This is a genomic window from Rathayibacter sp. VKM Ac-2760, assembly GCF_009834185.1.
Taxonomy (GTDB): domain Bacteria; phylum Actinomycetota; class Actinomycetes; order Actinomycetales; family Microbacteriaceae; genus Rathayibacter.
Genome location: NZ_CP047173.1, coordinates 434597 through 457740 on the forward strand (window position 1 = coordinate 434597; position 23144 = coordinate 457740).

A 23144-nucleotide genomic window follows, 5' to 3' on the forward strand; every position below is an offset into this window, starting at 1 on the left:
GCTCCATGCTCGGCCCGGGTGCGCCGCCCGCCCAGGCCCCGGTCGACGGGAGGACCAGCAGTACCAGGACCGGGCGGCCGCCCCGGGGGATCATGGGGGCATGAGCGAATTCGCGGACGTCCTCCGCTCCTGGCGCGAGCGCGTGACGCCCGCCGAGGTCGGCCTGCCCGCCGGGCCGAGCCGCCGGACCGCGGGTCTGCGCCGCGAGGAGCTCGCCGCGCTGGCCGGCGTCAGCGTCGACTACATCGTGCGGTTGGAGCAGGGCCGGGCCGTGCATCCGTCGGCGCAGCTGCTCGGCGCGCTGGCCTGCGCGCTGCGGGTGACGGAGGCGGAGCGCGACCACCTCTACCGCGTCGCCGGGGTCGCCCCGCCGACCGCGACGCAGGTGCCGCAGCACATCACGCCCGGGGTGCAGCGGATCGTCGACCGCTGCGGCGACGTGCCGCTCGCCGTCTTCAGCGCGGCCCACGACATCCTGCTCTGGAACCCGCTCTGGGCGGCCCTGAACGGCGACCCCTCGCGGCACACGGGCCTGGACCGCAACCTGGTCTGGCGCTACTTCACGCAGGGGCACGAGGGCACCGAGTTCGACGACGAGCACGCGGAGGACTTCGCGAACGACCTGGCGGCTGATCTGCGCGCGGCCGTGGGTCGCTACCCGGACGATGCGGCGCTCGCCCATCTGGTGGCGCGGCTGCGCACGACCTCGCCCGACTTCGAGCGCCGCTGGGCGGTCGCCCGCGTCGCCGAGCACCGTTCGAGCCGCAAGACCGTCACCTCGACGCCGGTCGGGCCGATCACGATCGACTGCGACGTGCTCGCCGTGCCGGGCGGCGACCTCCGGATCGTGATCTACACGGCCACGCCCGGGTCGACGGATCAGACGCGGCTCGACCTGCTCCGGGTCACGGGGCTGCAGGAGCTCGTGGCGCACTGACCGGCTCGGCCGACCGGTCGGCGGGCGTGCCCGCGCCGAGCCGGTGCCGGCGCTCGATCGCCTGGCCCGCGTAGCCCGCGGCGACGATCAGCGCGGCGCCGACCGCCCCGAGCGTGCCGATCGCCTCACCCGCGACGACGACCCCGATGAGCAGCGCCCAGACCGGCTCCGTGCCCATCAGGATGCTGGCGCGCGCCGCCGAGGTGCGCCGGACCGCCCAGAGCTGCACCACGAACGCGAAGACCGAGCAGAGCAGCCCGAGGAAGAGGACGCCGGCCCAGCCGTCGGCGTCGAGCGCCAGGGCGGCGGCGGGCAGGCCCGGCCCGGCGAGCAGCGAGAAGACGGCGGCGCAGACGAGCAGCTGCACCAGGACCACGCCGAGCGAGCCCTCCGTGCGCCCGCGGACCAGCCGGGCGCTGGCGGTCACGTGCACGGCGCGCACCACGGCCGCCGCGAGCACGAGGGCGTCGCCCCAGGTCGGGGTGCGCAGACCGCCGTCCGAGACGAGCAGGGCGACCCCGACCACGGCCGCCACCGCGGTGACGAAGAAGGAGCGCGGCAGCCAGGAGCGCGAGGCGAGGCCCTCCAGCGCGGGCGTCAGCACCAGGGCGAGGCTGATCAGCAGGCCCGCGTTCGTGGCTGAGGTGAGGTGCACGCCCCAGGTCTCGAGCCCGATGATCGCGGCCTGCGAGGCGCCGAGCAGGGCGGCGACGGCGAGCCCGCGACCGCGCGGGAGGCGCTCGCGGCGCACGAGGCAGAGCAGGGCGAGTGCGGCGGCGGCGGTGAGGAAGCGCAGCGCGACGGTCGAGGGCACGCCGATGTCGGCGGCCACGTCCTTCGCGGCGACGAAGCTCGCGCCCCAGACGGCGGCGACGCCGAGCAGGAGCAGGTCGACGGCGAGGTCGGGACGGGTGCGGAGGGGCATGGGGACAGCGTCGCGGCCGGGAAGCGGAAGAGCAATCGGCTGTTCCTTTATCGATGATGAAGCGGATGCTTCACGGTTAGGCTCGGCCGCATGGACCCCGCCCGCCTCCGCCTGCTCCGCGAGCTCGGCGATCGCGGGAGCGTCGCCGCCGTCGCCACGGCCCTCGGCGTCAGCGCCTCCGCGGTCTCGCAGCAGCTCGCCGCGCTGCAGGCCGGCGTCCCGGTGCCGCTGACCGTGAAGGAGGGGCGGCGGCTCGTGCTCACCGAGGCCGGCGAGGCGCTCGCGGTCGCGGGCGTGCGGGTGCAGCAGGCGCTCGCCGCGGCGGAGGAGACCGTGGGCGCGTTCCTCCGGCACGACGACCGCGCGGTCCGGGTGTCGGCGTTCCACAGTGCCGGTCTCGCCTTCTTCGGACCGCTGCTCGCCGCGCTCGCCGGCGGGCCGCGGGTGGCGCTCGCCGACGCGGACGTGGCGCAGAGCCGCTTCCCCGGGCTCACCGCCGACCACGATCTCGTCGTCGCGCACCGCCTGCCGCAGGATCCGGAGTGGCCGCGCGGCCGGCTCGTCGTCACCCCGCTCCTCGTCGAGCCGCTCGACATCGCGCTGCCGGCCGGCCATCCGCTCGCCGGGCTCCCGGGCATCCGCCCCGAGCAGCTCGCCGACGAGCTGTGGGTGTCCACGCACGAGGGCTTCCCGCTGACGGGCGTGCTCGAGCACCTCGGTGCGCTGATCGGCCGTGCCCCGCGGGTCGCGCACCGGATCAACGAGTTCTCGGTCGCCGCGCAGGTCGTCCGCTCGGGCGCCGCGATCGCGATCCTGCCGCGGATCACGGCGGCCCCGCTCGCGGTCGACGGCATGGTGCTCCGCCCGCTCGAGGGCGCCGGACTCGTCCGTCATGTGGACGTCCTCGCCCGCCCGGACGCGCTGGCGCGAGCGGCGGTGCGCACCGTGCTGGCAGAACTGCGCCGCGTCGCGGCCGCTTGAGGGCTCCACGTCCGGCGCCGGTGGATCTCGATATGCCCGCTTCGCGGGCTACTCGATCAGCATGAAACGGGCTGCCCTCTACACGATCGGCATGACCGGGCTGCCGCCTCATGCTGGTCGAGTAGCCCCGCAGGGGCGTACCGAGACCCGCCGTGGCCAGCAGGACTGGTCGGCGGTCGCTGGTCTCAGCGAGGGTGATACGCCCTGCGCGGCTTGCTCGATCAGCAGAGAGGCGCTCGAACGGTGGGGAGCGCTCGGGCGCTGCAGAACATCAGCTGAGAAGGGGTGGCCTCCGCTGTCAGGGGAGGGACCCTGCTCTCAGCTGATGTTGTGCGCACCCCTGCTGGTCGAGTAGCCCCGCAGGGGCGTATCGAGACCCGGCGTCGTCAGCGCGGTGGTCTGCAAGCTGCTCGTCTAGAGCTGGTGGATCTCGATACGCCCGCTTCGCGGGCTACTCGATCAGCATGAGATATAGGGCGGCTTCCCTTCCGAGGAGCCTCCGCAAAAGGTGGAGGAGCCGCCGGTGAACGGCGTCGAAGACTCCACTCCGCGTGGAGGCGTCATCCGGGATGCGAGGCTGGAAACCTGACCGCAACACGGTTTGTCCGTGCATCGGGGAGTCGGCGCCCCCGCGCCGCGGAAATCCTCCGTGCGACGACGCGCCGGAGCCGCCGACTGCGGTCGACTGGGTCAGCGCCTTCCCCCGGGCGCGCCTTCCCCCCGGCCCGCCCCACCCGCGGCCCGCCCCACGCCCCGCCCCCGACCACTCTTGGAGCCCGCATGCCCCGCACCGCCCCGTCCCGGTCCCGCCTCCGCTCCGTGCTCGGCGCGCTCGCCGTCGCCGTCGTCGCCAGCACGACCCTCGCCGCCTGCTCGGGCACGTCCGACGCCTCCGCGTCCGGCGACGAGGGCTCGTTCGGCGAGGCCACGATGCAGCTCTCCTGGGTGCCTCACGTCGAGTTCGCGGGGGAGTACCTCGCCGACGCGAACGGCTACTTCACCGACGCCGGCTTCGACTCCGTCACGCTCACCCCCGGCGGCACCGGCGCGACCGGCGCCGAGACCGCCATCGCGAGCGGCTCCGCCTTCGCCGGTGTCTCCTCGCCGCTGATCACCGGCCCCGCGATCTCGGAGGGCGCCGAGATGAAGATCGTCGGCGCGACCTACCAGAAGAACCCGTTCGCGATCGTCTCGCTGACCGACGCCCCGATCGAGACCCCCGAGGACATGGTCGGCAAGACCATCGGCGTCAGCGACAGCAACGACCTGGTCTGGCGCGCCTTCCTCGCCGCCAACGAGATCGACGAGGGCGACGTCACCCGCGTCCCGCTCACCGACTCCACCCTGCTCACCACCGGCCAGGTGGACGGCTACATCGGCTACGCGACCGCCGGCGCGAACACCCTCAACCAGCGCGGCTTCTCGGCGCAGCAGTTCCTGCTCGCCGACACCGGTCTGCCGATGGTCGGCGAGACCATCGTCGTGGCGCAGCAGAGCATCGACGACGAGCGCGAGAAGGTCAAGGCGCTGCTCTACGCGGTCGCCCGCGGCTGGCAGGACGCCGTCGCCGACCCGGACGCGACCGCCGCGACCGTCGTCGCCGACTACGCCGCCGACCAGAACTACAAGGTCGAGGAGCAGGCGCAGGTCATGGTCACCCAGACCGGCCTGATCAGCACCCCCGACACCGACGCGAACGGCCTGCTCACCATCACGCCGCAGCTGCAGGAGGAGTCGGTCGCCTCGCTCGCCCTCACCGGCATCGAGCTCGACGCCGACGAGCTCTTCGACACCACGCTGATCGACGAGGTCTACGAGGAGCACCCGGAGCTGCTCGAGGGCTGAGCCCACGGGTGAGCCCGGCAGCCACGACCACGGACCGCGCGGAGAGGACGAGCAGTTGAGCGAGAAGACGACCACCATCGAGGACGAGGGCATCCGCCTGTCGGGCCTGAGCAAGCGCTTCGACCTGGGCAGCCGCTCGGTGCAGGCCCTCGCCGAGGTCGACCTCGTCACTCCGCGCGGCTCCTTCCTCTCGCTGCTCGGCCCCTCCGGCTGCGGCAAGTCGACGATCCTGCGGATGCTGGCCGGGCTGGAGAAGCCGACCACCGGCTCCGTCTCGATCCACGGCACGCCCGTGCTCGGCACCAGGCGCTCGGCCGAGCTCGGCATCGCCTTCCAGGACTCGGCGCTGCTGCCCTGGCGCTCGGTCCGCTCGAACGTGCGCCTGCCGCTCGAGCTCACCCGCCAGGCCGCCAAGCGCGACAGCATCCCGGACCTGCTCGACCTCGTCGGGCTGACCGGCTTCGAGGACGCCTACCCCTCGCAGCTCTCCGGCGGCATGCGCCAGCGCGCCTCGATCGCCCGCGCGCTGGTCGTGCAGCCCGATCTGCTGCTGCTCGACGAGCCGTTCGGCGCGCTCGACGACATGACCCGGCAGCGCCTCAATCTGGAGCTGCAGCGGATCTGGACCGCGCGCCCCGCGACCACGCTGATGGTCACGCACGGCATCGCCGAGGCGATCCTGCTCTCGGACACCGTCGCCGTGATGTCGCCTCGGCCCGGCCGGATCGTCGAGGTGATCGAGATCGACCTGCCGCGCCCGCGGACCGTCGAGATGCTGCGCAGCCCCGAGTTCCACGCGATCGAGGACCGCATCACCGACATCCTGTTCTCGCAGCACGGCGTCGCGATGGAGGACGAGGCGTGACGCCCTGGATCCGCACCAACTGGCGCGTCTTCGCCGGCCTCGCCGTCTTCGTGGCGGTCTGGTGGATCCTCGCCGACACCGTCTACCGCGAGAGCCGCGCCGTGCCGAGCCCCGGCGCGATCATCGCCGCGTTCGTCCGCGACGGGCCGCTCTTCTACCTCCGCAACGTCGGCGACACCGTGCTCGCTGCCGGCCAGGGCTACCTCTGGGGCAACCTGGCGGCGCTGGCGCTGGCCGCCGTCGCGCTGCTGCTCCCGTGGACCCACCGCGTGATCGAGCAGATCGGCGTGATCAGCCACTGCCTGCCGCTGACCGCGGTCGGCCCGGTGATCCTGGTGATCTTCGGCGGCCGCACCACCTCGATCTTCCTCGCGGCGCTGCTCGTCTTCTTCACCACCCTGATCGGCGCGCTGCTCGGCGTCCGCTCGGCCCCGCGCAGCGCGCTCGACCTCGTCTCGGCCTACCGCGGCGGGCGCTGGGCGAAGATCGTCAAGGTGCAGGCCATCGCGGCCGTGCCCGCGACGATCACCGCGCTGCAGGTCGGAGTGCCGGCGGCCATCCTCGGCGCCGTGCTGGGCGAGTACCTCGGCGGAGTGACCACCGGCCTCGGCGTCGCGCTCGCGGTCGCGCAGCGGCAGATGGACGTCGAGCGGGCCTGGGCCTTCGCGGTCACCAGCGGCCTCGTCACGATCCTCGGCTACGCGCTGATCGCCCTGCTCGGCCGCTGGCTGATGCCGCTCGTCGTGGGCCGGCCGCGCGCCGCCCGCCGACGCACCCGCGCCGCCGTCGCGCGCAGCACGGGAGGGATCGTATGAGCACCGCCACCCGCCTGCCGTCCTCCTCGCGCGCCGACCGCCGACCGAGCGACCTCACCGGCCGCCTGGTGCTCCGCATCGTCCGCGGCGAGCTCGTGCCGCTCGCCGTCGCCGCGGTCCTCGCGCTCGCCTTCTGGTACGCGTTCCTCGCGATCACCGGCATCTCGCCGCTGCTCGGCAAGACGCCGACCGATGTCGCGGAGTACCTCTTCGTCGAGGCGGACGCCGCGGAGAACCGCGCGATCGTCTTCGGCAACCTCGGCGTGACGGCCGTCGACGCGCTCGTCGGCTACGTCGCGGGCCTGCTGGTCGCCCTGGTGATCGCGGTGCTGTTCGTGCTGATCCGCTCGCTCGAGGCGACGATCATGCCGATCGCGATGCTGCTGAAGTCGATGCCGCTGATCGTCGTGACCCCGCTGGTCACCCTGGCCATCGGCAACGGGATCGGCGCCGTCGCCACCGTCGGCGCGATCGCGGTCTTCTTCCCGGCGCTGGTCACGGTCGGCTTCGGCCTCCGCTCGCTCTCGCGCGAGTCGTTCGAGCTGGTCTCGGTCTACGGCGGCTCGCCGCTGGACGTGCTGCTCAAGGTGGCGCTGCCGACCGCGGTGCCGGCGATCTTCGCGGCCGCCAAGGTCGCGGTCCCCTCCGCGCTGAGCGGCGCGATGCTGGCCGAGTGGCTGGCCACGGGCCGAGGGCTGGGCGGAGCGGTGCAGCGCGCCTCCGCCGGGTTCCGCTACGACGAGCTGTGGGCGTCGCTCGCGGTGATCACGGCGCTGGGAGTCGTCGCCTACGCGGTCGTCGCGATCGGCGAGCGACTGGCGGCCGTCCGCTTCGGCGGACAGAACTGAGGATGAGGATGAGCACCACCACGAGCATCACCGGCGCCGTCTGGGACGGCACCCGCGCCCTCGGCACGGCGACCCTGGCCTGGAGCGGCGACGCGATCGCCTCCGTCGAGGGAGCCGCGGGCGACGGGGGAGAGTTCTCGATCATCCCCGGCCTCGTCGACACCCACGTGCACCTTGGCGCCTACTCCGGCGAGGGCACGGCCGACTTCGCCTCCTGGCCGCTGGTCACCCCGCGTGAGGAGCGCGTCTTCCACATCGCGAACAACGCCCGCAAGGCGGCCCGCGCGGGCGTGACGACGCTCCGCGACCTCGGCGCCGACGAGCTGCAGATGACCGTGGCGCGGATGTTCGAGCAGGGCATCGCCGAGGGTCCGCGGATCGTCACCCACGGCGCCGTCGGCATGACCGCCGGCCACGGCGACCTCTTCGTGCCGCCGCACTACCCGCACCGCGACCGCGTCGCCGACAGCCCCGACGAGTGCCGCCGCCTGGTGCGCACCTGGGCGCGGGCCGGCGCGGACGGCATCAAGATCTACACCAGCGGCGGCGTGCTCTCGATGGGTGACAAGGTCGGCTGGCGGAACCAGACCGACGAGGAGATCGCCGCCACCATCGACGAGGCGCACGCGCTCGGCATGCCGGTCGCGGCGCACACCCACTCCGTCGTCGGCCTCGACCGAGCCCTCGCCCTCGGCGTCGACTCGATCGAGCACGGCACCGCGATCGGCCCGCAGCACTGGGCGACGCTCGTCGAGCGCAACCTGCCCGTCGCGCCGACCCTCTTCATCAACGACGTCATCGCGGCCGGCCGGGCGCCGTCCTCGCCGGAGGCGTCGCTCAAGGCGCAGGACGTCGTCGCCGTGCGCGACGCCGGGTTCCTCGCGGCGGGCGAGGCCGGGGTCCGCTTCGTGCTCGGTACCGACGCGAACGGCGTCTACGTCGACTGGGGCGAGCAGCTCGACGAGGTGCGGCGGATGCGCGAGTCGTTCGGCTGGAGCTCCGAGCGGGCCCTCGTCGCGGCGACCTCGGACGCCGCGGCCGTCGTCGGACTCGGCGAGAAGGTCGGCCGCCTCGCGCCCGGCTTCGGCGCGGACTTCGTCGTGCTGCGGGGCCGGCCGTGGGAGAGCATCGACGACCTGCGCGCCGAGAACATCGTCGCCGTCGTCTCGCGCGGCCGCGTCGTCTCGGGGGAGCTGCCGCGATGACCGCGACCGCGACCCGCCGCTTCGTGACCGCGGAGGCGCTCGGCGCGCCCCGTGGCGCGTACAGCCACGCCGTCGAGGCGCACGGCGTCGTCTACGGCTCGGCGATCGGGCCGTTCGCGCCCGGCGACGGACCGGTGCCCGAGGGCACGGTGCCGGAGGGCGTCGCCGCGCAGACCGCCGCGGCCCTCGACAACATCGAGCGGCTGCTCGCGACGGAGTTCGGCCTCGGCCTCGGCGACGTGGTGCGGATCACGATGATCCTCAGCGACTTCGAGCGCGACTTCGCCGCCGCCTCCGCGGTCTACTCGGAGCGGTTCCCCGTCGATCCGCCGGCCCGCACCGTGCTCGGCGCGGCGCTGCCGGGCCCGCTCGTGGCGATGGACTTCATCGCGACGCACCGCTGACCTCCCGACCCCGCCGACCTGCTGACCCCGCCGACCTGCTGACCCCGCCGACCCGCTGACCCCGCCGACCCCTCCGCGACGAAAGGCTCCCCGTGACCTCCGACTCCTTCCTCCTCGGACTGCCCAAGGTCGAGCTGCACGTGCACCTGGAGGGGACGCTCGAGCCCGAGCTGCGCACGCGGCTCGCCGAGCGCAACGGCCTGCCCGCGCCCGAGGCGCTCGCGTACGACTTCGACTCGCTCGCCTCGTTCCTCGCCGTCTACTACCCGGCGATGGACGTGCTGCTCGAGGAGCAGGACTTCTACGACCTCGCGACGGCGTACTTCCGCCGGGCCGCCGCCGACGGGGTGGTGCGGGTGGAGGCGTTCTTCGATCCGCAGGCGCACACCTCGCGCGGGGTGCCGTTCGAGGCCGTGATCGGCGGCTACCACCGCGCCGCGCAGGACGCCGCCGAGCTGGGCGTCGATGCCGCGCTGATCCTCTGCTTCCTCCGCGACCTGTCGGCCGAGAGTGCGGCGGAGACGCTCGAGCGGGCGCTGCCGTTCGCCGACCGCCTGATCGGCGTGGGCCTGGATTCGGACGAGCGCGGCAACCCGCCGGCGAAGTTCCGCGAGGTTTTCGCGCGGGCCCGCGAGGCGGGGCTGCGGCTGACGATGCACTGCGACGTCGACCAGCCCAACGGCGTCGAGCACCTGCGCCAGGTGCTCGAGGAGATCGGTGTCGACCGGATCGATCACGGCACGAACATCGTCGAGGCGCCCGAGCTGATCGACGTGCTGGTGGACCGCGGGCTCGCGCTGACCTGCTGCCCGCTGTCGAACTCGTTCGTCTCGAGCGACTCGAAGGCGCCCGAGATGCGCGCGCTGCTGGAGCGCGGAGTGCGGGTGACGGTCAACTCCGACGACCCGGCCTACTTCGGCGGCTACATCGCCGACAACTACGCGGCGCTCGCGGCCGCCGGCTTCTCGCGCGACGAGCTCGTGCAGCTCGCCCGCAACTCCGTGCTCGGCTCCTGGGCGGCCGAGCCGGTCAAGGCGGAGCTGCTCGCCCGGATCGACGCCTACGCGGGCTGAGGCGCAGACCAAGGCCGGTCTCGCTGCGGCGGGGCCACGCCGCCGGGGAATCAGTGCGGACCGGTGACGAGAAACGGTGCGGCACCTGCCTGTGACAGGTGCCGCACCGTTTCTCGGATCGTTCCGACCGGTCGGTCAGTCGGCGGTGCTGTTCCGTCGGCGGCGGCCGCCGAGGAACAGGCCGAGCGCGCCGAGGAGTCCGAGGATTCCGGCGGCGGGCAGCGCGGACGCGGTGTCGACGCCGGTGTGGGCGAGGTGCGCCGCGGACGAGTCCGTCGTGCGCGGGGTCTCTGCGGCGAGGCCCTTCGATGCGGTGGCCCCGTTCGAGGCGGTGCTGCCCTTGACGGCCGAGTCGGCCGTCGAGGGGGAGCCCTTGGTCGCGGTGGATCGGGGGCCGGTGCCGGCGGGCTGTCCGACGACGATCGGGTCAGCGGGGGCCGTCGCGTCGCCGGTGGTGGCGCCGTTCGACGGCGTGGGCGTCGGCGTGGTTCCCGCGGTCGCGCCCGGGTCCGTCGGCGTCCCGGCGCTGTCGCCGCCGGTGGCGGCGGGGATCCGGAGGACGCCGAGGATCGGGACGGAGTTGTACAGGGGGCGGTTCGGGCGGGCCCCCCAGGCCACGGTCTGTCGGCTGACCACGCCGGCGGCCAGATCCGCCTCCGTCACGGTGTCGGTCACCTCGTAGACCTGCGTCTCGCCCACGGCGATGGTCTTCTGCTTGATGCCGTTGAAGCCGTCGAAGAAGACGTCGCCGGTGTTCTTCACCGTGACCGACCAGATGACCTTGGTGCCGACGGTGACGGGCCGTTCCGGCTGGAGGTCGAACCTGCCGGTCATGCTCCCCTCCAGGCGCGGAGTCTCCGTCTGGAGCAGGAGCTTGCCGTTGGCGACGGCAGTGAAGGTGCCGTCGCCGGCCTCCCCCTGCACGTCGGCGGCGACGCGGGCCAGGCCGTCCTCGAGGTCGCGCTCCGTCACGACGGTCTCGAGATGGATCTGCTTAATCTCGCCCTTGGCCAGGACGGCGAGCGTCTCGCTCCGGGGACCGCCGTCGACGGCGGCGGAGACGTTGTGAAGATCGATACCGGACTTGTTGGTGACCGTGATGGTCCATTTGACCCTGGTGCCGGCCTTCACCTGCTCGCCCGGCTCGACGACGAACTCGCCGGTGTTGTCGATGGCGACGCGCGTCTCCACGGCTCGTGTGGGGAGGCTGAGCTGGCCCTTCGTGTGGACGGAGGCGACGGAGCCCGCCGGGCCGCTGCCCGTCGCGGTGAAGTCGTTGAAGGTGTAGCCGTCGACGACGTTCTTCGGCTGAACGGTGGTGAAGAAGGTGATGGCCTTGCTCTCGCCGACGGCGAGAGTGACGCGGTCCTTCGAGTCCGTGACGTGGACGTCGTGGAGTGCGACGTCACCGGTGTTGGTGACGGTGGTGGTCCACTTGATCGTCGTGCCGACCTTCACGCGCGCGCCGGGCTCGACGACGAACTCGCCGTGGGTCGAGCCCTTCAGCGCCGGTTGCTCCGCGGCCGGGGCGGGCGTCGCGGCCGGGGTGGGCGTCGCGGTCGGCGTGGCCGGCTGCGAGGGGGCCGGGGTGGGCTTCGGCGACGCGGCCGGAAGATCCAGCCTGGCTTCGACGCGGGCCTGGACGCGAGAGCCGTCGGGGTTCAGTCCGATGGCGTCGTTGTCCACCTCGGAGTAGCCGTTGGCGACGGTCTTCTTGTACACGGTGGTGGAGAAGGTGAAGTCCTTGCTCTCGCCCACAGCGAGGGTGGTGGGATCATCGTTCGAGCTTGCGACCTGGACGTCGTGGAGTGCGGCGGTGCCGGTGTTGGTGAGCGTGGTGGTCCACTTCACCTGCGTGCCGACCTTCACCTGCTCACCGGCCTCGAGCACGAACTCGCCGCGGGTCTTCTGGCTCAGCTTTCCGCTCGCGGCGATGGGCGCGCTCGGCGCGGCGGAGGCGACCGGGGTGGCCGGAGCGGTCGGGGTGGCCGGCTGCGAGGGGGCCGGGGTGGGCTTCGGCGACGCGGCCGGAAGATCCAGCCTGGCTTCGACGCGGATCGCGGAGAAGGAGCCGTCGAGGTTCTGGCCGGCGGCGGCGCTGTCAGCCTCGGTGTAGCCGTTGGCGACGTCCTTGTCCTGCAGTGTGGTGAAGAAGACGAGGTCCTTGCTCTCACCCACAGCGAGGGTGGTGCGTTCGGCCGACTCCGCGACCTGGACCTCGTGGAGTGGGGCGGTGCCGATGTTGGTGAGCGTGGTGGTCCACTTCACCTGCGTGCCGGCCTTCGCCTGCTCACCGGCCTTGAGCACGAACTCGCCGCGGGTCTTCTGGCTCAGCTTGCCGCTCGCGGCGACGGGCGCGCTCGGCGCGGCCTGCGTCTGGGCGGGCGCCGGAGCCGCGGCGGTCTTCTCGGCCGGAGCCGCCTGCGCGACCGAAGCAGCCTTCCCGGCCGCGACGGCGACCGGAGCGGCCTTCTCTGCCGCGGCGACGGCCGGAGCAGCCGGAGTGGCGCCGCGGTCGGCCTGCGCGACGGTCGGTGCGGTCTCGTCGGCGTGGGCGACGAGCGGCATCGAGCCGAGCAGTCCGGCGGTCAGCACGACGCCCGCGGCGACGGTGAGCGGTGCACCGGTGGGACGGCGCCGGGTCGAGGATCGAGGGCGGCGATGGGACATGGAGGTACTCCTGGCAGTCGAAGGGTGGGAACTCCGAGACCATCGCACCGGGCGAGTCGCCGCCGCATGTTTGTGGCACAGATCAGGCAGTCGGGCGCTCAGGCGCGAGGATGACGCGAAGGCGTCGACATGGCGGGATCCGTGTCGTTGTGGAGCTCGCCGCCGAGGCTCAGGACCGCGGTGCCGGGAGGTGCCGCAGCGCCAGGTGCAGGTCGACGCGGTCGGTCATCGCGGAGAGGTCGCGTCCGGTCAGCGCCTCGATCCGCTGCACCCGGTAGCGGAGGGTGCTCGCGTGCAGGTGCAGCCGGTCGGCGGCCTGCCGCCAGGATCCGCCGCTCTCGAGGAACACGCGGAGCGTCTCGACCATGTCGCTGCGGTGCTCCTCGTCGTACTGCACGAGCGGCCCGAGGACGGCGAGCGCGAACGCCGCGCGCGTGCGGGGCGCGACCAGCTCGAGCAGGTCGTCGCTTGAGACCGGCACGGTGTGCTCGACGACCGAGACCGCCTCGCCCCGGCTCCCGCGCCCCGCGCGCTCGCGGGCGGCGAGGAGCGAGACGCCCAGCTGCGAGACGAGGCTCGAGGCGTCGCCGATCCCGATCACGACCCGCCGGCCGTGCAGCAGCCACGGTGCCGCTTCCAGCGCCGCGCGCAGCACGGGACCGGGCGGGCTGTCGGCCTCGCCGAGCAGCAGCACGGCGGCGCCGTCGAGCACCGTGCCGAGCGCCGGCGCGCGATCGGAGGCCGCGCGCAGCGGCTCCAGGAGCGCCTCGGGCGGCAGCGCCGGGTCGTCGGAGCGGGCGACGACCACCCGCAGCGGCTCGCCGAGCCCGACTCCGAGCATCCGCAGCCGCACGGCGATCTCGGACTCGGGCAGCTCGTCGTGCAGGAGCGCGCGGAGCAGGCCGAGCAGCGGCTCCGTCGCGGCGAGCTCGCGCCGACGGGCCAGGTCGAGGCGCCCCGCGACCGCGCCCGCGAGCAGCTCGACCGCGTCGGCCGTCTCCTCCGACCAGCCGCGCTGATCGCCGGTGACGACGAGCACGCCGAGCCGCTCGCCCGCGGCCGAGAAGAGGGCGCGGCGGGAGAGGGAGCGGCCGTGGCCGGTGACCGCCCAGCGGCCGTCGGGCACGGCGAGCGACGCCTCCCAGGCGGCTCCGTACTCGGCGGGGGCGGGCAGCCCGCCGGCGGAGGCGACGAGCGTGCCGGCCCGGTCGACGGCCCAGCTGCCGTGCGCGAACTCCTCGAAGAAGGCGCGGAGCGCGACCTGCACGCCCTCGCCCGAGGCCGGGTCGCCCGGGGCCGGGTCGGCCAGCAGGCGGCGGGCGAAGCGCGCCTCGCGGCCGAGGGTCGGCAGATCGGCGTGGGCGATCACTCCGGCGACCGTCTGCGCGATCGTCTTGAACGACACGTCCGGAGCGACCGTCATCAGCACGACGCCGTGGCGGCGGCAGACCTCGAGCATGCCGGCCGGCAGCGAGCCGACCGCGATCAGGCCGACGACGATCGCGACGACGCCGCGGTCGGCGACGCCGCCGACGAAGCGCTCGACGCTCTCCCGGCCCGAGGTCCAGAGTGCGCTCGTCAGCACCACGTCGCCCGGGGAGAGGAAGCGGCCGGGATCGGGGAGGTCGATCGTGTAGGTGCCCGAGACGGCGCGGGAGAGCTGCACGTCGTCACCGCTGACGAGGGTGAGCTGCAGCTCCGGGTGGGTGAGCAGCTCGCGGACGTTCACGCTCTCAGACTAGGCCGCGTTCCGACGGCCGCCCCGCTGCTCCCCCGACCGGCCTTTGCCGCCGACCGGCCCTTGCCGGACGGCGACGGCGGGACTAATGTGCAATCACATGGTTGTAGATGAACTCTCCGACGCCGACGTCAACCGGATGTTCCGGGCGCTGGCCGACGTGACCCGGCGCGACATCGTCCGGCGGACCCTCCGGGAAGAGGTGTCCGTCTCGCAGCTGGCCGCGCGCTACGAGATGTCGTTCGCGGCGGTGCAGAAGCACGTCGCCGTGCTCGAGGAGGCGCTGCTCGTGTCGAAGCGACCGCTCGGCCGCGAGCGCCTGGTGCGCGCCGACCCCGAGCGACTCCGCGCGGCGCAGCGCCTGCTCGACGGATTCGAGGAGATCTGGCGCGGGCGGATCGATCGCCTCGACGCGCTGCTCGCCGCCGACGACGCCTCGCCGACTCCGCTCGACCGACCCACTCCGACCGACTGACCCACTGGCTGACTCCGACCGACCGACCGACTCCACCAGAAAGGCCCGCCATGCCCATCACCTCCGTCGAGAAGGATCTCGACCGGCTGACGCTCACGATCGTCGCCGACTTCGCCGCCCCCGTCGACCGCGTCTGGGACGCCTACGTCGATCCGCGGCAGATCGAGCGCTTCTGGGGGCCGCCGACCTACCCGGCCACCTTCCTCCGCCACGACGCCGAGATCGGCGGTCGCAGTGTCTACCGGATGACCGGCCCCGCGGGCGACGAGCACTACGGCTGCTGGGACTGGACGTCCGTCGACCGGCCGCGCTCGTTCGAGGTGATCGACCGCTTCGCCGACGAGACGGGCGCGCCGAGCAGCGACCTCCCGGCGATGCGCGCCCTCTTCGCGTTCGAGGCGACCGAGGGCGGCACGCGCCTCACCACGACCTCGTCCTTCGACTCGCTCGAGCAGCTGGAGCAGCTCGTGTCGATGGGAGTGGAGGAGGGCACCCGCGAGGCGATGGCCCAGATCGACGCCGTCCTCGCCGACCTCGCGTCTTTCGCGGCCGAGGGTGCCACCGCGGCGCAGATCCTCAGCGACACGCAGGTGCGGGTGTCGCGGGTCGGGCGCGGCAGCGTCGAGCAGGTGTGGCGGGCGCACCACGACCCGGATCTGATGCGGCGCTGGCTGCTCGGTCCCGACGGGTGGTCGATGCCCGTCTGCGAGATCGCGACCGAGGTCGGCGCGAGCTATCGCTACGAGTGGCAGCGCGACGGCGGCGACGAGCGCTTCGGCTTCACGGGGGAGCTGCTCGAGGCGGAGGCGCCGTTCCGGGCGGTGACCACCGAGGCGATGCTCGGGACGGACTACCCAGCGACGCTCAACGAGCTGACTCTGACGCCGACGACCGGCGGCACGCTGCTGAGCCTGGTCATCACCTACGCCGATGCCGCGCAGCGCGACGCCGTCCTCGCGACCGGGATGACCGACGGCATGGAGTCGAGCTACGCCCGCCTCGAGGGCCTGCTGAGCACGGAGCCGGTCGCCGCCGGCTGACCGGTCGATGCTCCCCGGAAGCGTTTCTGCGATCGGTTCAGTCGGCGGTGCGGGTGCGTCGACGGCGGCGGCTGCCGAGGACGGCGACGGCGCCGAGTGCGGTGAGGAGCCCGGCGGAGGTCAGCAGACCTGCCGTGTCGGCACCGGTCTCGGCGAGGTGGTGCGCGGATGCCGGCGGTGTCACCGGCAGCGCGGGGTACCTCGCGGGCGTCACGGCCGTGGACGGGAGGGCTGCCGGGGTGAGCGGCGTGACCGGGACGGGTGCCGGGGTGGACGGGGTGAGCGGCGTGGCCGGAACCGGTCCCGGGGTGGACGGGGTGAGCGGCGTAGCCGGGACCGGTGCCGGGGTGGGGAGCGTGAGCGTCCCGGTGAGGTCGGTCTTGACCAACTCGCCGGCCTCGGTGATGCCGAGGGCGGTGGCGGTGAGGGCGGCGGTGTGCTCGTCGAGTTCGGCCTGAGTGAGGGTGGTGGTGGTGGTGAGTTCCCCGGTCTCGCCGGGGGCGAGGTCGATGCTGTCGTTCCCCTCGATGAGGTCGATGGCGTCGATCTCGACGTCGCCGGTGTTGGTGAGGGTCGCGGTCCACGTGACCGTGGTGCCGACTTCCAACTGCTCGCCGGGCTTGAGGTCGATCGCACCGCGGAGGGTGCCGGTCATCGCGGCCTTCTCGGCCCGGGCGGCCGGCGTGGGCGCCGGAGTCGGGGCGGGTGCGGGGGTCGGGGCGGCCGGGATGGGTGCGGGAGTCGGGGCGGCCGGGGTGGGTGCGGGAGTCGGGGCGGCCGGGGTGGGGAGTGCGAGCGTCCCGGTGAGGTCGATGCTGATCTGCTTGCCGACCCCGGGGTCTCCGATGGCGGTGACGGTGAGGACGGCGGTGTGCTTGTCGAGTTCGGCCTGAGTGAGGGTGGTGGTGGTGGTGAGTTCCCCGGTCTCGCCGGGGGCGAGATCGATGCTGTCGCCCCCCTCTTCGATGTCGATGTCGTGGATGTCGATGTCGCCGGTGTTGGTGAGGGTCGCGGTCCAGATGATCGTGGTGCCGACTTTCGGCTGCTCGCCGGGCTTGAGGTGGATTTCGCCGCGGAGGGTGCCGGTCATCGCGGCCTTCTCGGGCCGGGCGGCCGGTGTGGGGGCGGGTGCGGGAGTCGGGGTGGCCGGGACGGGTGCGGGGGTGGGGGTGCCCGGGATGGGTGCGGGGGTAGGGAGTGCGAGCGTCCCGGTGAAGTCGGGGCTCGTGAGCACGCCGTCCTTGGTGACGCCGAGGGCGGTGGCGGTGAGGACGGCGGTGTGCTTGTCGAGTTCGGCCTGAGTGAGGGTGGTGGTGAGCGCGAGTTCCCCGGTCTCGCCGGGGGCGAGATCGATGGTGTCGCCCCCTTCCTCGAGGTCGATGTCGTGGATGTCGAGGTCGCCGGTGTTGGTGAGGGTCGCGGTCCAGATGATCGTGGTGCCGACTTTCGGCTGTGTGCCGGGCTCGAGGTGGACTTCGCCGCGGAGGGTGCCGGTCATCGCGGCCTTCTCGGCCCGGGCGGCCGGCGTGGGTGCGGGAGTCGGGGTGGGTGCCGGAGTCGGGGTGGCCGACTGCGAGGGAGCGGGAGCCGGCTGCGTCGTGTCGGCGGGGACGGGAAGCCGGACGTCCTTGGTGATCAGGGTGCGGACTCCCTTCGGGCTCACACCCGCCGTGATCGCCACGAATCGGGCCTCGCCGTTGTCGATCTCGGCCTGGGTGAGGGTGGTGACGGTCGAGAACTCCTTGGTCTCACCCACCGCGAGCGTCGTGGTCGTCGTCAGGTCCCCGGAGGTGACGTCGTGGAGGGGGACGTCGCCGGTGTCCGTGACCGTGGCGGTCCACTTCACCTTCGTGCCGACCGTCGCCTTCTCGCCCGGCTTCAGCAGGAACTCACCGTGATGCGCTCCGGTGAGCGCGGGGTTCTCGACCGCGGCCGGGGCGGCCGTCTGCGACGGCGACGGCCCGGGGGTCGGCGCGGCGTCGGCGGCCGGGGCGGAGGCGAGAAGGCCGATGGTCAGGGCGAGGGACGCGGCGACGGTGAACGGGGTGCCGGTGCACCGGCGCGGACGGAAGGACTCGGGTCGACTGGGCATGGAGGCTCCTCGGGAGTGGACGGGACGTGGATCGACGAATGCTCGCATCGTCGGAGGCGGCTCTCCTCATCGGTGGCGCGGATGCGGACGTTCGGCGCTGGGAGTCGTCGCGGTGCGGGTCGTGAACGCGGAAACGGCCTGGGCTCGTCCGGGTGGGCGAGCTCAGGCCGTTTCCGCTTCGGTTCAGTCGGCGGTGCGGTTGCGTCGACGGCGGCGGCCGCCGAGGACGCCGACTGCGCCGAGGGCGGTGAGGAGCCCGGCGGAGGTCAGCAGACCTGCCGCATCGGCTCCGGTCTCAGCGAGGTGGTGCGCGGATGCCGGCGGTGTCACCGGCAGCGCGGGGTACTTCGCCGCCGTCACGGCCGTGGACGGGAGGGACGCCGGGGTGAGCGGCGTGGCCGGAACGGGTGCCGGGGTGGAGGGAGTGATTGGCGTGGCCGGGACGGGTCCCGGGGTGGAGGGGGTGATTGGTGTGGCCGGGACGGGTGCCGGGGTGGGGAGTGTGAACCTGCCGGTGAGGTCGGTGCTGATGTACTCGCCGTCCTCGGTGTCGCCGCCGGCGGTGGTGGTGAGGACGGCGGTGTGCTTGTCGAGTTCGGTCTGGGTGAGGGTGGTGGTGGTGGTGAGTTCCCCGGTTTCGCCGGGGGCGAGGTCGATGCTGTCGCCGGAGTCGTCGAGGTCGATGTCGTAGAGGGTGACGTCGCCGGTGTTGGTGAGGGTCGCGGTCCACGTCACCTCGGTGCCGACCTCGAGCTGCTGGCCGGGCTTGAGGTCGAGCTTGCCGCTGAGCGTGCCGGCGATCGCGGGGTGCTCGGCCGGGGCCGGGGCCGGGGCCGGCGCCGGGGTGGGCGCCGGAGTCGGCGCCGGGGTGGGCGCCGGGGCCGGGGTGGGTTGCGGGCGTCCGGCGTGGAAGTCGAACGAGGAACCGAGGGAGAAGGTGACCGGGGTCCCGGCGGGGCTGAGGCCGGTCGCTGTGACGTTGCGTCTGGTGTGCCCGCTGTCGACCTCGTCCTGGCGGAGGGTGGTGAGGAAGGTGACGTCCTTGGTCTCCTTGGGTGCGAGGGTGATGCGGTCCTTCGCGTCCGTGATACCGACGTCGTGGAGGGGGACGTCGCCGGTGTTGGTGAGGGTGGCGGTCCACTTCACGGTCGTGCCGGCCTTCACCTCCTCGCCGAGCCTGAGGACGAGTTCGCCGCGGAGCGTGCCGGTGAGCGCGGGGTGCTCGGCCGGAGCCGGAGCCGGAGCCGGGGTGGGCGCGGGTGCGGGCGCAGGGGCCGGTGCGGGCGTCGGAGCCGGAGCCGGTGCGGGTGCGGGTGCCGGTGCGGGCGTCGGAGCAGGGGCCGGTGCGGGTGCGGGCGTCGGAGCCGGTGCGGGTGCCGGTGCCGGTGCCGGTGCAGGGGCAGTGCCGGTGCGGGCGTCGGTGCGGGTGCAGGTGGGCGCGGGTGCCGGTGCGGGCGTCGGAGCCGGTGCGGGCGCGGGGGCCGGCGCCGGTGCCGGAGCCGGTGCGGGTGCCGGTGCGGGTGTCGGGGCCGGTGCGGGCGTGGGAGTGGTGGGGAGGGGGAGGGTGCCGGTGATGTCGGTGTCGACGGTTTGGCCGTGGTCGGTTTCGCCGGTGAGGTAGGCGGTGTAGGTGGTGGTGTGATTGTCGAGGTCGGTCTGGTCGACGGCGGTGGTGACGGTTCGTTCGGTGCTCTGGCCGGGGGCGAGGGTGAAGTCGTCGGGTCCGTCTTCGAAGTCGATGTCGTGGATGGTGACGTCGCCGGTGTTCTTGATCGTGGCGGTCCATTTCACGGGCGTGCCGACCTTGGGCTGCTCGCCGGGCTTGAGGAGGAGTTCGCCGCGGAGGGTGCCGTTGAGCGCGGGGTGCTCGACCGGAGCCGGAGCCGGAGCCGGAGCGGGAGCCGGAGCGGGTGCGGGCGTCGGTGCCGGTGCGGGCGTCGGGGCCGGTGCGGGCGTCGGAGTGCTGGGGGTGGGGAGGGGCAGGGTGCCGGTGATGTCGATGTCGACGGGTTTGCCGTGGTCGGTTGTGCCGCTGAGGTAGGCGGTGTAGGTGGTGGTGTGCTTGTCGAGGTCGGTCTGATCGAGGGCGCTGGTGACTGTTCGTTCGGTGCTCTGGCCGGGGGCGAGGGTGTAGTCGTCGGGTCCGTCTTCGAAGTCGATGTCGTGGATGGTGACGTCGCCGGTGTTCTTGATCGTGGCGGTCCATTTCACGGGCGTGCCGACCTTGGGCTGCTCGCCGGGCTTGAGGAGGAGTTCGCCGCGGAGGGTGCCGGTGAGCGCGGGGTGCTCGGCCGCAGCCGGAGCCGGAGCCGGTGCCGGTGCGGGTGCGGGCGCGGGTGCGGGTGCCGGGGCCGGTGCGGGTGCGGGGGCGGGTGCGGGCGTGGGAGTGGTGGGGAGGGGGAGGGTGCCGGTGATGTCGGTGTCGAAGGCCTGGCCGTGGTCGGTTGTGCCGGCGAGGTAGGCGGTGTAGGTGGTGGTGTGCTTGTCGAGGTCGGTCTGGTCGAGGGCGGTGGTGACTGTTCGTTCGGTGCTCTGGCCGGGGGCGAGGGTGAAGTCGTCGGGTCCGTCTTCGAAGTCGATGTCGTGGATGGTGACGTCGCCGGTGTTCTTGATCGTGGCGGTCCATTTCACGGGCGTGCCGACCTTGGGCTGCTCGCCGGGCTTGAGGAGGAGTTCGCCGCGGAGGGTGCCGGTGAGCGCAGGGTGCTCGGCTGCAGCCGGGGCGGACGACGGTGCGGGTGTGGAGAGAGGAGCCGCATCGGCGGCGTACGCGGCCGGGGCGGCGCCGAGGAGGCCGACAGTCAGCGCGATGGACGTCGCGACCGTGAACGGGGTGCCGGTGCAGCGGCGCGAACGGAAGGAATCGGAACGATTGGGCACGGAAGCTCCTCTGAAAGGGACGGGACGTGAATCGAAGGATCGTCGCATCCTCGGAGTCGCGATGCCTCGTGGATGGCGCGGAGGAGCACGTCCGGCGCTGGAAGGTCAGTCGAGGCGCGGAACCTGTCGGTGCCGTCGGTCGTGTGATCCCGCGGAGGTCCTCCGATCCGGCCGCCCCTCAGCGGATGCCGCTGCGGGCGAAGCCCTGCACGAAGGAGCGCTGGAAGGCGTGGAACAGCAGCACCATCGGCAGCACCGACGCCAGCGCGAGCGCCGTGCTCGACGTCGATCGACGAACGGTCGCATCGTCGGAGGTGGGTCTCCTCATCGGTGGCGCGGATGCGGACGTTCGCGGCTGCGAGTTGTCGCGGTGCGGGTCGCGAACGCGGAAACGGCCTGGGCTCGTCCGGGTGGACGGGCTCAGGCCGTTTCTACTTCGGGTCAGTCGGCGGTGCGGTTGCGTCGTCGGCGGCGGCCGCCGAGGACGCCGAGTGCTCCGAGGGCGGTGAGGAGGCTTGCGGCGGTCAGGAGACCCGCCGAGTCGGCACCGGTCTGGGCGAGGTGGTGCGCGGATGCCTGCGGTGTCACCGGCAGCGCGGGGTACTTCGCCGCGGTCACGGCCGTGGCCGGGAGGGGTGCCGGGGTGAGCGGCGTGGCGGGGACGGGTGCCGGGGTGGACGGGGTGAGCGGCGTGGCCGGTCCCGGGGTGGACGGGGTGAGCGGCGTAGCCGGGACCGGTGCCGGGGTGGGGAGTGCGAACGTCCCGGTGAGGTCGGTGCTGATGAGCTCGCCGTCCTCGGTCTCGCCGGTGGCGGTGGTGGTGAGGGCGGCGGTGTGCTTGTCGAGTTCGGCCTGAGTGAGGGTGGTGGTCGTGGTGAGTTCTCCGGTTTCGCCGGGGCCGAGGTCGATGCTCTCGCCCGAGTCGTCGAGGTCGATGTCGTCGATCTCGAGGTCGCCGGTGTTGGTGAGGGTCGCGGTCCACGTCACCTCCGTGCCGACCTTCGGCTGCTCGCCGGGCTTGAGGTCGAGCATGCCGCTGAGGGTGCCGGCGATCGCGGGGTGCTCGGCCGGGGCCGGGGCGGGGGTCGGCGCGGGGGTGGGTGCCGGGGTCGGGGTGGGCGACGGTGCAGGGGTGGGTGCCGGGCGTCCGGTCGGGAAGTCGAACGAGGAACCGAGGGAGTAGGTGACCGGCGTCTCGGCGGGGCTGAGACCGGTCGCCGTGACGTTGCGTCGGGAGCGCCCGCTGTCGACCTCGTCCTGGCGGAGGGTGGTGAGGAAGGTGACGTCCTTGGTCTCCTTGGGGGCGAGGGTGATGCGGTCCTTCGAGTCGGGAACGCCGACGTCGTGGAGAGCGACGTCGCCGGTGTTGGTGAGGGTCGCGGTCCACTTCACGGTCGTGCCGGCCTGGGGCTTCTCGCCGGGCTCGAGGTCGAGCGCGCCGCGGAGCGTGCCGGAGAGCGCGGGGTGCTCGCCGACGGCGGGAGCGAGGCGCAGCTCGCCCTTCGCGGGGATCTGGTACCGGCCGGTCGGGCCTTCCGCGGTGAACTCGCTCTCGTACTTCACGACGCCCGCATCGAGGTCGGCCTGGGTGATCCGTCCCGGCTTCGTGGTGTCGGCGACGTAGCCGTTGTAGCCGGGGGCGAGTTCAAGCGTGGTCGGGAGGATCTTGACGGTGTCGCGGGTCTGGTGGTGGAAGGTGACGACCCAGGTCACCGTGGTGCCGACCTTCAGCGGCTCGCCCGGCTTCAGATCGAGCGTCCCCACGACCGTCGCGGTCACGGGGGTGGCAGCGGGGGCTGGTGCCGGTGCGGGCGCCGGTGCCGGGGTGGGTGCCGGCGTGCTGGGGGCGGCGGGGGTGCTCGGGACGGGCGTCGGTGCCGGAGCGGGTGCCGGGGCCGGTTGTGGCTGCTGGACCGGCAATTCGATCCGGCCGTGGACGTCGTCTCTGAGCTCAGTGCCTTGGGGGCTTGTGCCGACTGCGGTCTCTGAGAGGAAGGTGACGTGGAGCTCGTCGACGTCGAACCCATCGACTTGGGTGGTCACGGAGACGGTCTTGACCTCACCTACCGCGAGATCGATGGTCTTGCTTTTCCCTTCGACCGAGACGTTGTGGAGCGGGACGTCGCCGGTGTTGGTGACGGTGACGGTCCATGTGACCGTGGTCCCACGTTTGACCTGCTCGCCGGGCTTCAGCATGATCTCGCCGCGGGCGGACGTCGTCAACGCCGGGTGCTCGACCGCTGCCGGGGCCGAGGGCGCGGTCGGGGTGGCCGATGCTGCCGGGGTCGCGGACGCGGCCGGAGCGGCGGGCGCGGTGGGCGCCGCAGGGGTCGCGGGCGCGGCCGGGCGGC

At 73.2% G+C, this 23144-nt stretch carries 18 protein-coding genes; 11 read left to right on the forward strand and 7 right to left on the reverse strand.

Going from position 1 to position 23144, the window contains the following annotated elements:
- The first annotated feature begins 100 nt into the window (after positions 1-100).
- Positions 101-937: a helix-turn-helix transcriptional regulator gene (locus GSU72_RS01925; protein ID WP_159983257.1), complete on the forward strand. Its 837-nt coding sequence runs from the start codon at positions 101-103 to the stop codon at positions 935-937.
- Here GSU72_RS01925 and GSU72_RS01930 read toward each other — a convergent pair.
- The gene (locus GSU72_RS01930) at positions 906-1862 is read right to left on the reverse strand and encodes a DMT family transporter (RefSeq protein ID WP_159983259.1); all 957 of its coding nucleotides are present in this window, start codon (positions 1860-1862) and stop codon (positions 906-908) included. The genes GSU72_RS01925 and GSU72_RS01930 overlap by 32 nt on opposite strands.
- A gap of 90 nt (positions 1863-1952) precedes the next feature.
- Between GSU72_RS01930 and GSU72_RS01935 the strand changes: the two genes are divergently transcribed.
- The 8 genes from GSU72_RS01935 (at position 1953) to add (ending at position 9898) form a co-directional block, all read left to right on the forward strand.
- Positions 1953-2843 carry a LysR family transcriptional regulator gene (locus GSU72_RS01935; RefSeq protein ID WP_159983261.1) on the forward strand — a complete coding sequence of 297 codons (891 nt, stop codon included), beginning with the start codon at positions 1953-1955 and terminating at the stop codon, positions 2841-2843.
- A 780-nt stretch (positions 2844-3623) separates the two neighbouring features.
- Complete coding sequence (locus GSU72_RS01940) at positions 3624-4688, forward strand: ABC transporter substrate-binding protein (RefSeq protein WP_159983263.1); 1065 nt, start codon at positions 3624-3626, stop codon at positions 4686-4688.
- Positions 4689-4743: 55 nt separating this feature from the next.
- The gene (locus tag GSU72_RS01945) at positions 4744-5553 is read left to right on the forward strand and encodes an ABC transporter ATP-binding protein (RefSeq protein WP_159983265.1); all 810 of its coding nucleotides are present in this window, start codon (positions 4744-4746) and stop codon (positions 5551-5553) included.
- Entirely contained in the window at positions 5550-6368 is an 819-nt protein-coding gene (locus tag GSU72_RS01950) for an ABC transporter permease subunit (protein ID WP_208545129.1), read from the forward strand. Before GSU72_RS01945 ends, GSU72_RS01950 begins: the two co-directional genes overlap by 4 nt.
- A complete protein-coding gene (locus GSU72_RS01955) occupies positions 6365-7216 on the forward strand; it encodes an ABC transporter permease subunit (RefSeq protein WP_159983267.1) in 852 nt (283 codons plus the stop codon). Before GSU72_RS01950 ends, GSU72_RS01955 begins: the two co-directional genes overlap by 4 nt.
- 8 nt (positions 7217-7224) lie before the next feature.
- Positions 7225-8421: an amidohydrolase family protein gene (locus tag GSU72_RS01960; RefSeq protein WP_159983269.1), complete on the forward strand. Its 1197-nt coding sequence runs from the start codon at positions 7225-7227 to the stop codon at positions 8419-8421.
- Positions 8418-8825: a RidA family protein gene (locus tag GSU72_RS01965; protein ID WP_159983271.1), complete on the forward strand. Its 408-nt coding sequence runs from the start codon at positions 8418-8420 to the stop codon at positions 8823-8825. The genes GSU72_RS01960 and GSU72_RS01965 overlap by 4 nt, the downstream gene beginning before the upstream one ends.
- 92 nt (positions 8826-8917) lie before the next feature.
- Positions 8918-9898 (forward strand): adenosine deaminase, encoded by a 981-nt coding sequence (add, locus tag GSU72_RS01970; protein WP_159983273.1) that lies wholly within the window; start codon positions 8918-8920, stop codon positions 9896-9898.
- Between the two features lie 135 nt (positions 9899-10033).
- Here add and GSU72_RS01975 read toward each other — a convergent pair whose 3' ends face one another.
- The gene (locus tag GSU72_RS01975; RefSeq protein ID WP_159983275.1) at positions 10034-12568 is read right to left on the reverse strand and encodes an LPXTG cell wall anchor domain-containing protein; all 2535 of its coding nucleotides are present in this window, start codon (positions 12566-12568) and stop codon (positions 10034-10036) included.
- Positions 12569-12737: 169 nt separating this feature from the next.
- Positions 12738-14297 carry a helix-turn-helix domain-containing protein gene (locus GSU72_RS01980; protein ID WP_159983277.1) on the reverse strand — a complete coding sequence of 520 codons (1560 nt, stop codon included), beginning with the start codon at positions 14295-14297 and terminating at the stop codon, positions 12738-12740.
- A gap of 109 nt (positions 14298-14406) precedes the next feature.
- Here GSU72_RS01980 and GSU72_RS01985 point away from each other — a divergent pair, with 109 nt between their 5' ends.
- Both GSU72_RS01985 and GSU72_RS01990 read left to right on the forward strand, forming a co-directional pair.
- On the forward strand, positions 14407-14781 hold the full coding sequence (locus tag GSU72_RS01985; RefSeq protein WP_159983279.1) for a metalloregulator ArsR/SmtB family transcription factor: 375 nt from the start codon (positions 14407-14409) through the stop codon (positions 14779-14781).
- Positions 14782-14831: 50 nt separating this feature from the next.
- Positions 14832-15821, forward strand: coding sequence for an SRPBCC family protein (locus GSU72_RS01990; RefSeq protein ID WP_159983281.1), 990 nt, complete (start codon positions 14832-14834; stop codon positions 15819-15821).
- 37 nt (positions 15822-15858) lie between these two features.
- Here the strand turns inward: GSU72_RS01990 and GSU72_RS21245 are convergent, their stop codons facing one another.
- The 4 genes from GSU72_RS21245 to GSU72_RS21785 all read right to left on the reverse strand — a co-directional run bounded on the left by GSU72_RS21245 (position 15859) and on the right by GSU72_RS21785 (position 23016).
- Entirely contained in the window at positions 15859-17913 is a 2055-nt protein-coding gene (locus GSU72_RS21245) for an LPXTG cell wall anchor domain-containing protein (protein ID WP_208545130.1), read from the reverse strand.
- A gap of 183 nt (positions 17914-18096) precedes the next feature.
- Positions 18097-20793 carry an LPXTG cell wall anchor domain-containing protein gene (locus GSU72_RS21250; RefSeq protein WP_159983283.1) on the reverse strand — a complete coding sequence of 899 codons (2697 nt, stop codon included), beginning with the start codon at positions 20791-20793 and terminating at the stop codon, positions 18097-18099.
- Positions 20794-20971: 178 nt separating this feature from the next.
- Positions 20972-21121: a hypothetical protein gene (locus tag GSU72_RS21255; protein WP_159983285.1), complete on the reverse strand. Its 150-nt coding sequence runs from the start codon at positions 21119-21121 to the stop codon at positions 20972-20974.
- Positions 21122-21234: 113 nt separating this feature from the next.
- Complete coding sequence (locus GSU72_RS21785; RefSeq protein WP_159983287.1) at positions 21235-23016, reverse strand: LPXTG cell wall anchor domain-containing protein; 1782 nt, start codon at positions 23014-23016, stop codon at positions 21235-21237.
- Between the last annotated feature and the right edge of the window lie 128 nt (positions 23017-23144).

What these genes read in the sequence shown, in the direction of transcription:
- GSU72_RS01925 (WP_159983257.1), top strand. Translation starts at nt 101, where the DNA reads ATGAGCGAATTCGCGGACGTCCTCCGCTCCTGGCGCGAGCGCGTGACG.
- GSU72_RS01930 (WP_159983259.1), bottom strand. Translation starts at nt 1,862, where the DNA reads ATGCCCCTCCGCACCCGTCCCGACCTCGCCGTCGACCTGCTCCTGCTC.
- GSU72_RS01935 (WP_159983261.1), top strand. Translation starts at nt 1,953, where the DNA reads ATGGACCCCGCCCGCCTCCGCCTGCTCCGCGAGCTCGGCGATCGCGGG.
- GSU72_RS01940 (WP_159983263.1), top strand. Translation starts at nt 3,624, where the DNA reads ATGCCCCGCACCGCCCCGTCCCGGTCCCGCCTCCGCTCCGTGCTCGGC.
- GSU72_RS01955 (WP_159983267.1), top strand. Translation starts at nt 6,365, where the DNA reads ATGAGCACCGCCACCCGCCTGCCGTCCTCCTCGCGCGCCGACCGCCGA.
- GSU72_RS01960 (WP_159983269.1), top strand. Translation starts at nt 7,225, where the DNA reads ATGAGCACCACCACGAGCATCACCGGCGCCGTCTGGGACGGCACCCGC.
- GSU72_RS01965 (WP_159983271.1), top strand. Translation starts at nt 8,418, where the DNA reads ATGACCGCGACCGCGACCCGCCGCTTCGTGACCGCGGAGGCGCTCGGC.
- GSU72_RS01975 (WP_159983275.1), bottom strand. Translation starts at nt 12,568, where the DNA reads ATGTCCCATCGCCGCCCTCGATCCTCGACCCGGCGCCGTCCCACCGGT.
- GSU72_RS01985 (WP_159983279.1), top strand. Translation starts at nt 14,407, where the DNA reads ATGGTTGTAGATGAACTCTCCGACGCCGACGTCAACCGGATGTTCCGG.
- GSU72_RS01990 (WP_159983281.1), top strand. Translation starts at nt 14,832, where the DNA reads ATGCCCATCACCTCCGTCGAGAAGGATCTCGACCGGCTGACGCTCACG.
- GSU72_RS21245 (WP_208545130.1), bottom strand. Translation starts at nt 17,913, where the DNA reads ATGCCCAGTCGACCCGAGTCCTTCCGTCCGCGCCGGTGCACCGGCACC.
- GSU72_RS21255 (WP_159983285.1), bottom strand. Translation starts at nt 21,121, where the DNA reads ATGAGGAGACCCACCTCCGACGATGCGACCGTTCGTCGATCGACGTCG.